General features: G+C 51.6%; 9 protein-coding genes. 6 read left to right on the top strand and 3 right to left on the bottom strand.

What is annotated here, in order from left to right:
* Positions 1 to 96 precede the first annotated feature (96 nt).
* Positions 97 to 2,949, top strand: a complete 2,853-nt coding sequence (locus IC803_RS13655) for an EAL domain-containing protein (RefSeq protein ID WP_081207758.1) — start codon at positions 97 to 99, stop codon at positions 2,947 to 2,949.
* A gap of 115 nt (positions 2,950 to 3,064) precedes the next feature.
* On the opposite strand, the gene IC803_RS13650 is transcribed toward IC803_RS13655, so the two are convergent.
* Complete coding sequence (locus IC803_RS13650) at positions 3,065 to 3,613, bottom strand: DUF2777 domain-containing protein (protein ID WP_081207759.1); 549 nt, start codon at positions 3,611 to 3,613, stop codon at positions 3,065 to 3,067.
* A gap of 269 nt (positions 3,614 to 3,882) precedes the next feature.
* Here IC803_RS13650 and asnB point away from each other — a divergent pair, with 269 nt between their 5' ends.
* The gene (gene asnB, locus IC803_RS13645; RefSeq protein ID WP_081207760.1) at positions 3,883 to 5,730 is read left to right on the top strand and encodes an asparagine synthase (glutamine-hydrolyzing); all 1,848 of its coding nucleotides are present in this window, start codon (positions 3,883 to 3,885) and stop codon (positions 5,728 to 5,730) included.
* 54 nt (positions 5,731 to 5,784) lie between these two features.
* On the opposite strand, the gene IC803_RS13640 is transcribed toward asnB, so the two are convergent.
* Complete coding sequence (locus tag IC803_RS13640) at positions 5,785 to 7,137, bottom strand: MATE family efflux transporter (RefSeq protein WP_081207761.1); 1,353 nt, start codon at positions 7,135 to 7,137, stop codon at positions 5,785 to 5,787.
* Between the two features lie 126 nt (positions 7,138 to 7,263).
* On the opposite strand from IC803_RS13640, the gene IC803_RS13635 reads away from it, so the two are divergent.
* Positions 7,264 to 8,124 carry a helix-turn-helix transcriptional regulator gene (locus IC803_RS13635; RefSeq protein ID WP_081207762.1) on the top strand — a complete coding sequence of 287 codons (861 nt, stop codon included), beginning with the start codon at positions 7,264 to 7,266 and terminating at the stop codon, positions 8,122 to 8,124.
* 72 nt (positions 8,125 to 8,196) lie between these two features.
* Here the strand turns inward: IC803_RS13635 and IC803_RS13630 are convergent, their stop codons facing one another.
* A complete protein-coding gene (locus IC803_RS13630) occupies positions 8,197 to 9,963 on the bottom strand; it encodes an alpha-glycosidase (RefSeq protein WP_081207763.1) in 1,767 nt (588 codons plus the stop codon).
* A 250-nt stretch (positions 9,964 to 10,213) separates the two neighbouring features.
* Here IC803_RS13630 and IC803_RS13625 point away from each other — a divergent pair, with 250 nt between their 5' ends.
* The 3 genes from IC803_RS13625 (at position 10,214) to IC803_RS13615 (ending at position 13,680) form a co-directional block, all read left to right on the top strand.
* Positions 10,214 to 11,488, top strand: coding sequence for a sugar ABC transporter substrate-binding protein (locus IC803_RS13625; RefSeq protein ID WP_081207764.1), 1,275 nt, complete (start codon positions 10,214 to 10,216; stop codon positions 11,486 to 11,488).
* Between the two features lie 69 nt (positions 11,489 to 11,557).
* Positions 11,558 to 12,838 carry a carbohydrate ABC transporter permease gene (locus tag IC803_RS13620; RefSeq protein ID WP_081207765.1) on the top strand — a complete coding sequence of 427 codons (1,281 nt, stop codon included), beginning with the start codon at positions 11,558 to 11,560 and terminating at the stop codon, positions 12,836 to 12,838.
* On the top strand, positions 12,838 to 13,680 hold the full coding sequence (locus tag IC803_RS13615) for a sugar ABC transporter permease (protein ID WP_081207766.1): 843 nt from the start codon (positions 12,838 to 12,840) through the stop codon (positions 13,678 to 13,680). Before IC803_RS13620 ends, IC803_RS13615 begins: the two co-directional genes overlap by 1 nt.
* The last annotated feature ends 22 nt before the right edge of the window (positions 13,681 to 13,702 follow it).

Genomic DNA, 13,702 nt, shown 5'->3' with positions numbered 1-13,702 from the left:
CGCTTTTTCTTACGCAAAAAATGTGGTATGTTAAAAACAGCGGAAATTTTTGAATGTTTAGAATGGCTCGATTAATAGAAGGGGGCGTCATTGTTCATGCGTTCGCTGCGCTGCCGCCATGCCGAGGAATTGCACCGGCTGGTCGAAGATGACTGTTCTGCGCCGCCCGAGTCGTTGTTCATCCAAGTTGCCGCTGACGATGAAGAAAAGGTGCGCCATACGGTCGAGTTAGCGGCGCGCCGTTGGCCGGGCGCCCATCTTGTCGGGATGGCGGGGCCATTGCCGATCATCGGTGAAACAACGTTTTTAGCCGACGTGATGTCAATGACGGAATCGAGCATTTTGTCGTTGGCGTTGCCGGCGGTTGACTCTGCTCATCCAGCCGAGCTGGCTGCAAAGATCGCAGAGGCGACCGTTCACGAAGAGACGGCATTGCTTTTGTTATTTACCGATTGCCGTGCGGCTCTGTTGCCTCTTCTTCGCCATTTGCCGCTTGTGAACGAACGGATGACCATCGTCGGCTGCACCCTTCCGGACGGCTGCGCTTTATTTTCGCGTGACGGCCGGCTTGATCAGGGGGTGGTCGCTGTCTCGTTCAGCGGTGCGTCACTTCGGGTCCGTTGTTTCTCCCCGTTTTTATGGGAACCGGTCGGGTTGGCGTTTTTCGTAACGAAAAGCGCTGGCCAACAGATTGACGAGCTCGATGGGCAAAAGGCATCACTTTGTTTGGAACGGTATTTAGGGAAAGAATTTATCGAACGCTTACCGCTTTCCGGAATGGAGTTTCCGTTTGTTGTTGAGCGAAACGGGCATTATGCTTGCCTGCCGATCACAGGGGTGCGTGAGAACGGAGCAGTTGCGGTCAACGGTCATGTCAGCGAAGGGGAAAAAGTGAGGTTTGCCTATGTTCATGCCCCGTCGTTTTACTGGAGCATGCACGATTTGGCGGCGCAAGCGGCTAAACAGCCGGCCGAGGAAATGATATTTTACTATAGTATGGCATTAGGAGGGTATACGCGCCTCATGCTTGAGGGGGTGGTTTCGGCGCTCGGACAAGCTGCCCCATTTCCGGCTATGGAAGTGATGGTCAAAGACGCGTATACAACCGTGCGGCTAGGGGCGTTTGCTGCCGTTTTGCTAGCGGAAGAGGCGGCGTCGGGACAGGGAGGGCCAGCTTTTGAAATACCGCTGCCGCCGGAAGGGATCACGACGTTAGCGCAGCTGATGTCGACATCGTCGCGCGACATGGAGCGGCTTTACGTCCGCCTGCAAATGTCTGAGCAGCGATATAAGTCGCTGTTTGAACATAATACCGATATCGTCTATTCCACCGATTTGCACGGCCGTTTTACAAGCGTCAATCCTGCTTTTGAACGAGTGCTTGGCTATCGGAAAGAAGACATGTTATATACCAATTCGCTCAAGTACGTTCACCCAAGCGACATTCCTCGCGTCACCCGCTATTTTTACCGGGCGCTGCGTGGAAAAGTGCAAACGTACCAATTGGAAATTCCGACGAAGTCAGGGGAGCAGCTTCTTTTTCAAATGAAAAACATCCCGATTGTTGTTGATGGAAAAAAAGTCGGCATTTACGGGATTGGGCACAACATTACGGAGCAAAAAAAAGCAGAGGAGAAAATCGCCTCCTTAGCGTATTACGACCCGGATACAAACTTGCCAAATCGGACGAAATGGATGGAACTGTTTTCGAATCAACTGGAAAAAGCGAAACGGAAACAGCGGAAAGTAGCGGTCGCGTTCATTGATCTCGACCGGTTTAAATGGATTAACGACAGCGTTGGCCATTATGCCGGCGATGATATTTTGCGTCAACTTGTTGAGCGCATGAAGCGCGTGCTCCCGGTCGGGGCGCAGCTCGGCCGGTTTCATGGCGATAAGTTTTGTTTGCTGTTTCCGTTAAAAACGAGCGCCGAGACGGCGGCCGAAACGGCGCTTCACCTCGTTCGCGAAGTGGCGAAACCGACGGTGTATGGACAAAAAGAATTTTTTATTACAGCCAGCATCGGGTTAGCCGTGTTTCCAGATGACGGAGCGGACGAACATACGCTGTTGCGCCATGCCGACATTGCAGTGAACAACGCGAAAAAAAGCGGCGGCAACCGGGTGGAGCGCTATTGCGCACACATGAATGAGGAAGCGGTTCACCGGTTTGAAATGGGCAGCTCTTTGCGCAAAGCGGTTGAAAAAAATGAACTGTTTCTTTGCTACCAGCCGATTGTCGATGTACGTACCGGCGCGATCATCGCCACAGAGGCGCTTGTTCGTTGGCGGCACCCGGAGCTTGGACTGGTGCGGCCGGATGAGTTTATCCCACTGGCTGAAGAGACCGGATGGATTCATGAAATCGGCCGGTGGGTGCTGCAAACCGCTTGCCGACAGACAAAGCGGTGGCAGGAGATCACAGGCAATGACAAACTAGCCGTTTTTGTCAACGTTTCTGCCGTACAATTTCAGCACGAACGATTCGTTGATGATGTGAAACGAGCGCTTAAACAGTCAACATTGCTGCCGTCATGCTTGCATCTCGAACTGACCGAACATTCGATGCTCCGTCATCTATCGAGCACGATGCGGACGCTCGATGAGCTAAAGCGGCTCGGCGTTGGCATCGCTGTTGATGATTTTGGGAGCGGCTATTCTTCATTCCATTATCTAAAGCAGCTGCCGGCGACCATCTTGAAAATTGACCGGGCGTTTATCGAGCATTTACATGCCAGTGCGTCCGACGCAGCGATCGTTAGCGCGATGATTACAATGGGGCGCGGGTTAGGGCTGGAAACGATTGCTGAAGGGGTCGAGACGCCGGAACAACTCGAACGGCTCCGCGATTTGCAATGCAGCTACGCCCAAGGGTATGCGCTTTGCCCGCCGCTTGCGGCTGAAGAGGTGATGGCGTATATGTCAGAGAGGCAAAAAGAGCGGCAATAAGTAGGTTTTTCGAATGGGCCAATGAAGGTTAAGCCGCTGCGGCACCCGGTAAAGCAGTTGAAGGCAGGATATCCGGTCAGCAGCAAAACGATGCAGCTGCCGACCGCTTTCGCCTTCAGCCGATTTGGGCGCAAATCGCTCGTTCACCGCTGTTAAATGTGATTTCAAATCGGTCGCTTGGCGCGTGGCCGCGCTCATAATAATGGTGGACATTGCCGATTTGCTCGGTGTTGTCATAAATGATGAAATTGACGCCGGCCGATTTGGCAAACAATAGACCGTTGTAGCAGTACAGGCAATCGTAAAGCGAAAACCCGAGGCTGTTCAGCCATTGAACGAACTGGAAAAAAGACGGATCAGGAAGCGAGGCCAACCATTGGCGATACGCGTATGTCAGCTGTTTGCGGAAGCGGATCCGGTCGCCGTTTGTCAGGGGAAAGATGCCGAGATCAGTAGCGATCGTGCCGGTGTCTTGCCACTGCCCGGACAGCCAGTGCCCATAGCGGAACAGCTCGATGCCTTGCTCCGCCATTTCTTCGACGAGAGCCGCTTCTTCCGCTTCTTCATCAAAAAATATCCATTCATTGTTCACAAACTCGACAGTTCCTTGCACGTAAGCTCGGGGCTGCTCAGCAATACATTGCAAGCGCTCTTCAATACCCAACTTCTTTCATCCTCCTTGTATTTCTCTTTTTTTCCACTTTTTTGTTTGTTTATTCGTGTGGTTGTTGCCTTCGGACAATTCATCGAAATTACTGATAGTGCATAAAATGGAATCATGCCGATGCGGGGAGGGCTATCGCCCTGCTAGGGAGAGCGATAGCCGGAGATCGCCGCAAGGAAACAGAGGAACGGGCGATCGAAAGAACAATGTGAATGGTTCGGGCGAACAGTCGTTATCTGCCATTTTTGATAAAGAAAGGATTGGTTCGTATGTGTGGCATCACTGGCTGGGTGCATTTCGGGCGCGATTTGCGCCGTGAGCAAGCGATTATTACCGGAATGACGGAGACGCTCGCCAAACGCGGGCCGGACGATACAAATATATGGCTCGACACCCATGCCGCGTTTGGCCATAAGCGGCTCGTCGTTGTTGACCCGGCCGGCGGCAAACAGCCGATGACCCGGAACAAAAATGGACACCGCTACACGATCGTTTACAACGGTGAGCTGTACAATACGGAGGACATCCGTAGGGAGCTGCTGCGCAAAGGTTACCGGTTTGACGGCCATTCGGACACCGAAGTGCTGCTCGCCGCTTATATAGAATGGAAAGAACAATGTGTCGATTGGTTAAACGGCATTTTTGCCTTCGCCGTTTGGGATGAGGAGCGGGAGTTGGTATTTATGGCGCGCGACCGCCTTGGGGTCAAACCGCTGTTTTATCGCCAACATGCGGAAGAATTGTTGTTCGGTTCCGAAGTCAAGGCAATTTTAACCCACCCGGGCGTAAAAACGGAAGTTAGTTATGAAGGATTGGCAGAAGTATTCGGACTTGGGCCGTCGCGCACGCCGGGGCACGGGGTGTTTTGCGGCATCCAAGAATTGCGTCCGGCGCACGCGTTGATTTTCTCCCGCGCCGGGCTCCACATCTGGCGGTACTGGAACGTTGAAAGCGACGTCCATCGCGATTCGCTCGAGGAAACGATCGAAAAGCTGCGCTTTTTATTGACCGATGCTGTCACACGCCAGCTCGTTTCCGATGTGCCGGTATGCACGTTTTTGTCGGGCGGCGTGGATTCGAGCGCCATTACGGCGATTGCCGCCAACGCTTTCGCCGCAGACGGAAAAGGGCCGCTCCATACGTACTCGATCGATTATGAAGGGAACGATCGATATTTTCAAGCAAATGATTTTCAGCCAAATATGGACGCGCCGTTTATCGAACAAGTATCAAACAAGTTTCAAACGATCCACCACCGCTGCGTGATCACCCAAGAAGAGCTGTTCCGTCATTTGCATGACGCGGTGATCGTCCGCGACGTTCCGGGCATGGCTGATGTGGACTCGTCGCTTCTTTGGTTTTGTAAACAAATTCGCGAGCAGTTTGTCGTCAGCTTATCCGGAGAATGCGCCGATGAAATTTTCGGCGGTTATCCGTGGTTTCATCGTCCGGACGACTTAGCGAGAAAAGGATTTCCGTGGATGCGTTCGATTGAAGCACGTATCGGCTTGTTAAAAGACGAATGGCGGCAAAAACTGCGCCTTGACGACTACGTGCAAATGCGTTATGAAGAAACGCTTGCCGAAGTGCCGCGCCTTGAAGGGGAAAGCGCTGAGGAGGCGAAGCGGCGTGAGCTGTTTTACTTAAATATGATTTGGTTTATGACGACACTGCTTGATCGGAAAGACCGGATGAGCATGGGGGCAAGCCTCGAGGTGCGCGTGCCGTTTGCTGATCACCGGCTCGTTGAATACGTCTGGAATATCCCGTGGGAAATGAAAATGTACGGCGGACGCGAAAAAGGCATTTTGCGCAAAGCGCTTGAAGGGCTGCTCCCCGAGGACGTGCTCTACCGGAAGAAAAGCCCGTATCCGAAAACGCACCATCCGTTGTATACGAAGCTGGTGAAACAATGGCTCGAGCAGCTGCTTCGCGACCGTTCTTCCATCTTGCACGAGTTTTTCGATCAAGAAAAACTGACGGCGCTCGTCGAATCGGAAGGGAAGTCGTTCCAAGTGCCATGGTTCGGGCAACTCATGACCGGACCGCAGCTGCTTGCGTACCTTGGCCAAGTGCACGTTTGGTTTGACCATTACGGCATCCATATTAAAGAATAAGAGCTGCGCTGCAAGGCGCGGCTCTTATTCTATTCGATAGCGTGGAAAGTGGGATTACGCCATTTTTGCTTCCGGCGCCACCGCTTTTTTCATCCAGATGCGCGACCGCCAGCGCCAAAGCATCAATAGCCCGCGCAGCCATTCATCAGCGATGAACGACAGCCAAATGCCGACAAGGCCAAAACCGAGGGCAATGCCAAATACATACGCCACGGTCACACCGACTCCCCACATCGACAAAATGCCCATATAGACGGGGAATTGCACATCCCCGGCCGCTCGGAGCGAGCTGATGATGACTAAATTGAAAGAGCGCCCCGGTTCCAGGATGATCGTCAACAGCAACAGCTTACGACCAAGGTCAATCATCGACCGGTCATCAGTAAAGAGCGAGAGCAGCGGCTCGGCGAACCAATAGGAAGCAGCGGCCAACAGCACCGAGATAGCGATCGCGCTGTATAAACTTTTTAAGCAGCGGTCGTACGCTTCTTTGTAACGTCCGGCGCCGACGAAATGGCCGACGAGAATTTGCGTCCCTTGGCTGACGGCAATGCCGAACAAAAACACGAACATCATAATGTTTTGCGTATACACCCTCACAGTCAGCGCTTCGGCGCCAAGCCATGTGATGAAATAAGTGATGATCATTTGCGCGGTATTGTAGGAAAGATGTTCCCCGGCTGCCGGAACACCGATTTTCAGCAGTGATCGCAAATGATAAAACGGCAGTGCGCGAAACGCCCGTGGGGCAAGGGAAATGCCCGTTCGTTTGTGCAATAAAGCAACCAATACCGCAAGACCAATCAACCGGCTTACTGCCGTGGAAATGGCCGCCCCTTCCGCCCCGAGGGGAGGAAGGCCAAACGACCCGAAAATGAGGAGATAGTTTCCAATAATATTCAAGAGGTTCATGCCAATCGTGACATACATCGTGTCGCGCGTAAAGCCGTAGCTTTTTAAGACAGCGCCAACCGTCATCATGAGCGCCTGAATGAATAAAAACCCGCCGACAATGGCCAAATAACGGTTCCCTTCTTCAAGCAGCTCCGCCGGCAAATCCATCATTCGCAAAATCGACCGGCTAAACGCAGCTAAACTAGCGCTCAACAGCAGCCCAAACAACAAGTTCGCGGCGATGGAAACAAGCGATACTTCGATCGCTGCCTGTTCTCGCCGGGCGCCTAAATATTGCGCGACGAGAACGGCCGTTGCTAAGGCGACGAAGTTGAACAATACGATCGTCAAGGCGATGATTTGATTGGCGACCCCGACGGCGGCGACCGCATGATCCGAATACTGGCTGAGCATGAGCGTGTCGGCGTTTCCCATCACCATATACAACATCGTTTCAATAAAAATAGGCCACGTCAATGAAAACAGTGACCACGTTTTGGCCTCACGGCGCATGTTGAGACAACTCCTTTTTCTTATTCCGACTTGAACGATATATCAAGTTTAGCCAGTTTGTTGCATAATGGAAAGGGAAAGAAACGATTTCACTTGCACTTTTCCGATAAGAAAAGAGGGACGATGATGGACTATGTCACGTTTTCGCTGCCGCCGTTGCCTGTGTTCATTAAAGGGGCGGAAAGTGTATTCCCAACAGGAAAGCGCCATTTCCGCCGTACATTTACAGTCTTCGATTTGCTTTACGTCAAACAAGGCTGCTTATATATGACGGAAAACGGGCGTGAATTTGCCGTTGGCAGCGGGCAATATTTGTTGTTGATCCCGGGCCGGGAACATTACGGGCATCGCCCGTGCCGTGAACGGACAGAACTCGTTTGGCTTCACTTTTCGCTGCCGGATTATGAAATTGTCGCTGATCATATCGCAAGTCGGCAAACCGTGATGGAAAAAGAGGCGACGTACACCGAGCCGATCCAATATCGGCTCTCGATTCGCCAATATGGGGAGCTAAAACAGCGGGAGCGGGCCGAACAGCTGCTCAGCCAGATCGTTGAGCCGAACGTGGAACGGGATCTCGACCGGCCGCTTCGGCAGCTGCTTTTGTTTGTCGAGTTTCTTTGGCACTTGCAAAAGCAAGAGCTTTCCGTCCCGAACGCTTCCGAACAAGTCAGCGCCGCAGCGGTTGCGTATATCGAAAAGCACTTTCACGAGCCAGTGACGTTAGAGAGGCTCGCTTGCGAGCTTCGCTTTCACCCGGATTACATCACCCGGTGCATGCAGAAAACGATCGGGATGGGCTTCAGCCATTATTTGGCGTATTATCGGTTGTCAAAGGCGAAACAATGGCTGGCGGAAACGAATGAAACGATTGAGGCTATCGCGAAACGGGTTGGCATTGATGACAGTGCTTATTTTTCACGTTTATTTAAAAAAATGGAGGGGATGACGCCGACGGAGTACCGGCGCATAGCCCAGCGCGTGTAACACCGGTGCAGCGTCGGCAGCTGCACCGGTGTTCACTGATTGGCTGCGATCTTAGTTGCCTGCGAAACAGGCTCACCAGCGCTCCACCGCATAGAGGACAAACCCGTATGGCGGCAAAACGGCGCAAAGCGTTTCCGCCTCAGCCGCAAACCGTTCCCCGGTCAAGAGGTTGACGAGCCATTTTCCTCTTACGTCAAGAGGGATCGGGATATCGGCTTTTTCGTCGCTCCGATTCATGATGACCAACACGGTTTCGTTGCCATCTATTTTTTCATAAATAAGAGAGTTTGTTTCGTCATTGGCATGAAGAAAGGTGATTTCCCCGCGCCGCAGCGCCCGATACTGTTTGCGCAGCGCGATCAGCTGCTTGACGTGTTGGTGCAGTTCGTTGTTTTGTTGCTCCGGATCCCATACCATGCATTTCCGGCACTCTGGGTCGTTCCCGCCTGTCATGCCGATCTCGTCCCCATAATAAATGCACGGCGAACCTGTGAACGTCAGCTGAAATAAAAACAACAGCTTCGCCTTGCGGACATCGCCGCCGCAAACGGTGAGGATTCTTGGTGTGTCATGGCTGCCGAGCAAATTGAACGCGGCCTCATTGACGTTGTTTGGATACGAATGAAGCACATGCACCATTCGATCGGCAAACTGGCGCGCGCCTATCTCTTCCTTGGCGAAAAAACGGAGCGCCCCGTCTGTAAACGGGTAGTTCATGACAGCATCAAACTGATCGCCGCGCAGCCATGGCATCGCATCATGCCAAATTTCCCCAAGGATGTATATGTCCGGTTTCTGCGCCTTCACCACCCGGCGGAACTCACGCCAAAACTCGTGATCGATTTCATTGGCAACATCCAACCGCCAGCCATCAATATCAAATTCGCGAATCCAATATGTCGCGACGTCAAGCAAATAACGCTTCACTTCCGGATGCGCGGTGTTGAGTTTCGGCATTTGCGGAACGAACGCGAACGTGTCGTAATTCGGTCGCGGCTCGGTTTGCAGCGGAAATTCACGAATGTGAAACCAATCCTTATATGTTGAGGACTCGCCGTTTTTTAACACATCTTGAAACGGGGCGAACTCGTAGCCGCAATGGTTGAATACGGCATCAAGCATGACGCGGATGCCTTTTTCATGGCAACGTTGGACAAGCGTTTTCAACGTTTCTTTGTCCCCAAAGTGCGGGTCGATCTCAAAATAATCGGCGGTATCGTATTTATGGTTGGACGGCGCGCGAAAAATCGGCGTCAAGTAAATGCCGGTCACCCCAAGGTCAACAAGGTAATCGAGATGGTCGATAATCCCCTGCAAATCGCCGCCAAAAAAGCTCGTCGGCGTCGGATCCTCGCTCCCCCATGGACGCGCTCTTTCCGGACTGATCGCCGGATTGCCGTTGGCGAACCGCTCAGGGAAAATTTGATACCAGACTGTATCCTTGACCCAATCCGGCGCCTCAAATACGTCTCCCCGATGAACAAAGGGAAAACAAAAGTAGTAAGCCGTATCATCGATTGGCGCCTCAACGTAAAACCCTTTTTCGGTATAAACGAGCCTCTCCTCTCCTGAGTGCAGCATAAACCCGTAACGCAGCCGGCGGTATGGCGGTTTGACTTCAGCGAACCAATAGTCAAACAACTCGTCGCTTCCCGTTTTTCGCATCGGCATCGTTTGAAACTGCCAAGCACCGTCTTGCCATTCGTACGGGTCGCCGTGCAGCAGCTCCACCCGATCAACATCCTCTTTTTTTGTCCGAAGCCGAAGATGAAGCGTTTCGCCATCATAGGCATAGGCGAAGTTGTCAGTCGGGCGGTGGTGGATCGCTTCTTTCCTCATTTGGCCTCTCCTCCTTCATAATTTTAAAAAGCAATCGTTTGCATCGTTATTATCCTCTGATTAAAGAGTACGAAAAGGGAGGAGAAAAGTCAAATTTAGTAGAAAAAAAGCTTGTAAAATGAAAATTAGGAGGTATAATAGAGATAAGCAGTGCAATCGTTTTCATAGAAATGGTTGTGATTTGTTTGTGCAAACGATTCCCTTATGGTTGGACTGCGAAGATTCTGTCATGGTAAATAGGAGGGGGATTATGAAAAAAGCGTTGTCTTTGTTTCTCATGACGGTGCTATTCATCGGTGTGCTTTCTGCTTGCGGGCCGAAGCGGGACGTTGAGCAGCCAAAACAGACTGACCAAGGAACGACAGAAGAGGCGAAAAAGCCGGAAAAGCTGGTCGTTTGGGTGAATGACGACGAAAAACAAAAACAAGCATTAAAAGATATTTTCCAAAAGTACACAGAAAAAACCGGAATCAAAATCGAGATGGTTGGGGTCAACATGCTCGATCAAACGAAAAAACTAGCGCTTGATGGCCCGGCTGGCAAAGGTCCAGATGTGTTCTACCAGCCGCATGACCGCATCGGTGACATTGTGCTGCAAGGGTTGGCCGACCCTGTTGATCTCGGTGATGCAAAAGGCGAGTACAGCCCGACAGCGGTTGAGGCGGTAACGTATGACGGTCAAACGTATGGCGTACCAACAGTTGTTGAAACGTATGGAGTTTTCTATAACAAAAATTTAGTGTCAGAAGCGCCGAAAACGATGGATGATTTGCTGAAGATCGCCAAGGAAAAAACGAATGCGGCCAAAGATCAATACGGGTTTTTGATGGAAGCGGCGAACTTCTATTTCGTTTACCCGTTCTTTGCCGGTTACGGCGGCTATGTGTTTAAAAATGAAAACGGTAAATATGATACGAGTGACATTGGATTGGCAAATGACGGGGCGGTTAAAGGAGCCGAGCTTGTCCAATCGTGGTTCAAAAATGGTTATATTCCAAAAGAAGTCACCAATGACATTATGAACGGATTGTTCACGAAAGGAAATGTAGCAGTGGCCATCACCGGTCCGTGGAACATTGCTTCGTACAAGGAAGCGTTAGGCGACAAGTTGGCGACGGCGCCGCTGCCGGTGCTCGAAAACGGTGAACATCCGAAATCGTTTGTGGGCGTCAAAACATGGATGCTGTCTGCTTACTCGCAACATAAAGAATGGGCCGTTGATTTCATGAAGTTTGTGACGAACGAGGAAAATTCACTCCATTACTATGAAGTAGCCGGGGAAATGCCGGCAAACGAAAAAGCGTTGACGAATGAGAAAATTACGAACGACCCGCTGATCGCCGGCTTTGCGGAGCAAATCCAATACGGCGAACCGATGCCGAACGTGCCGGAAATGTCGCAAGTGTGGGAGCCGATGGGCAACGCGCTGCAATTTATCGCGAAAGGGGACGACCCGAAAGCGGTGCTCAGCGAGGCGGTCAAAACGATTCAAGATAACATCGCGGCCAGCGGTGCTGGAAAATAACACGTCATACAGTGGTGGATAGGATCATCCCTATCCACTATTCTTATCCGTCGATAGGGGGGAGTTCGGATGCCGGAAGCAAACGTCCGTCATCGGCCGGCGGTGGCGATGGGGCTGTCATTGCTGTTTGCCGGCCTTGGGCAATTGTACAACCGCCGATATATGAAAGGAATCTTGTTCATCATTATTGAAGCGGCTTTCCTCATCACCTTTTATAACTTTTTGAATATCGGGCTATGGGGGCTGATTACCCTCGGCGAAATCCCAATGCTGGATCATTCGATTTTCTTGTTGATTCAAGGGTTGGTTTCTGTGATCATCATCGCTTTTGCCGCCGCATTGCATATCGCCAATATCATCGACGCCCGCAACGACGCCCGTCGGCGGCAGCGCGGCGAGCCGTTCCCCTCGCTTGTCGAATCGTGCCGCCATGCGTGGGACCGAGGGTTTCCGTACATCTTTGTCACGCCGGGGCTTGTGATGCTGCTGTTTATCGTTGTGCTGCCGCTGTTGTTTATGGTGTCGCTCGCCTTTACTGACTACAACTTGTATCATTCACCGCCGCGGCATTTGTTGAATTGGGTCGGGGTTGAAAACTTCAAAAATTTAGTGTCCATCCCGATTTGGAAAAGCACGTTTTTCAGCGTCCTTGCGTGGACGATTGTCTGGACCGTGGTGGCGACGACGGCGCAAATCGCCCTCGGGCTGTTTTTGGCGCTGCTCGTCAACGACCCGCGCATCAAGTTCAAACGGTTCATCCGGACGGTGCTGATTCTGCCGTGGGCCGTGCCGGCGTTTGTGACGATTTTAGTGTTTGCGGCGATGTTTAACGATAAATTTGGAGCAATTAACCGCGAAGTGTTGAGCTTGTTCGGGTTGTCGATTCCATGGATGACCGATCCGTTTTGGACGAAAGTGGCGCTTATTTTGATTCAGACATGGCTTGGCTTCCCGTTTGTCTTTGCGTTATTTACCGGTGTCTTGCAAAGCATTTCCCGCGATTGGTACGAAGCGGCCGATATCGACGGGGCGACGCGCTGGCAAAAGTTCAAATCGATCACCTTGCCGCATGTGCTGTACGCAACCGCACCGCTGTTGATCATGCAATACGCGGGGAATTTTAATAACTTTAACATCATCTACTTATTTAATGATGGCGGTCCGGCGGTGCGCGGACAAAATGCTGGCGGGACGGACATTCTCATTTCATGGGTGTACGATTTGACGTTTACGACGAACAACTACAATATGGCAGCTGCGATTTCGCTGATCATCGGCTTGATTGTCAGCGGATTTGCCATCTACCAATTCCGGCGTACCCGTTCCTTTAAAGAGGAGGGGAACATTTAATGAACCGCAAATGGAAATCGCATATTGAAGTCACGCTCATTTACTTGTTTATCGCGTTCATGTTTGTTGTCATCGCCTATCCGCTTCTTTGGACCATCAGCATGTCGCTCAATCCGGGCACGAGCTTGTACTCGGCATCGATCATTCCGGAAAAATGGACGCTCGAGCATTACAAGTGGCTGTTTACGAGCCCAGAGAGCAATTATTTGCTTTGGTATAAAAACAGCCTGTTTGTCGCGGCGGTGAACGCGGTGCTGTCCGTTTTCTTTACGGCGCTCATCGCTTATGCGTTTTCACGCTACAAATTCGTCGGGCGGAAAACGGGGCTGTATTTGTTTTTAGTCTTGCAAATGTTTCCCTCGCTCATGGCGATGGTGGCGCTGTATATTTTGCTGAACATGCTCCACCTGCTTGATTCGCTTTGGGGGCTCATTCTCATTTATGTCGGCGGGCAAATTCCGTTTAACGCCTGGCTTGTGAAAGGCTATTTTGACACGATCCCGCGCGAGTTGGACGAGGCGGCGCGCATGGACGGAGCCGGCCATTTCGGCGTCTTTTTCCGCATCATGCTGCCTCTGGCCAAGCCGATTTTGGCCGTTGTCGCCTTGTTTAACTTCATGGCGCCGTTTACGGACTTTTTGCTGCCGTCAATCGTCTTGCGCGATCCGGACAAATTTACACTGGCGGTCGGACTGTTCAACTTTATCAGCGACCGGTTTGCCAACAATTTCACCCGCTTTGCCGCCGGCTCCATTTTGATCGCCGCTCCGATTGCCATCGTCTTTTTGTTCTTGCAGCGATATTTGATTTCCGGCTTAACAGCAGGTGGCACAAAAGGGTAAGAACCGCTATCATAAATAGTGG

The organism is Geobacillus sp. 46C-IIa (genome assembly GCF_014679505.1).
In the GTDB taxonomy this organism is placed as follows: Bacteria; Bacillota; Bacilli; order Bacillales; family Anoxybacillaceae; genus Geobacillus.
This window is presented reverse-complemented; position numbering and strand designations above follow the sequence as displayed.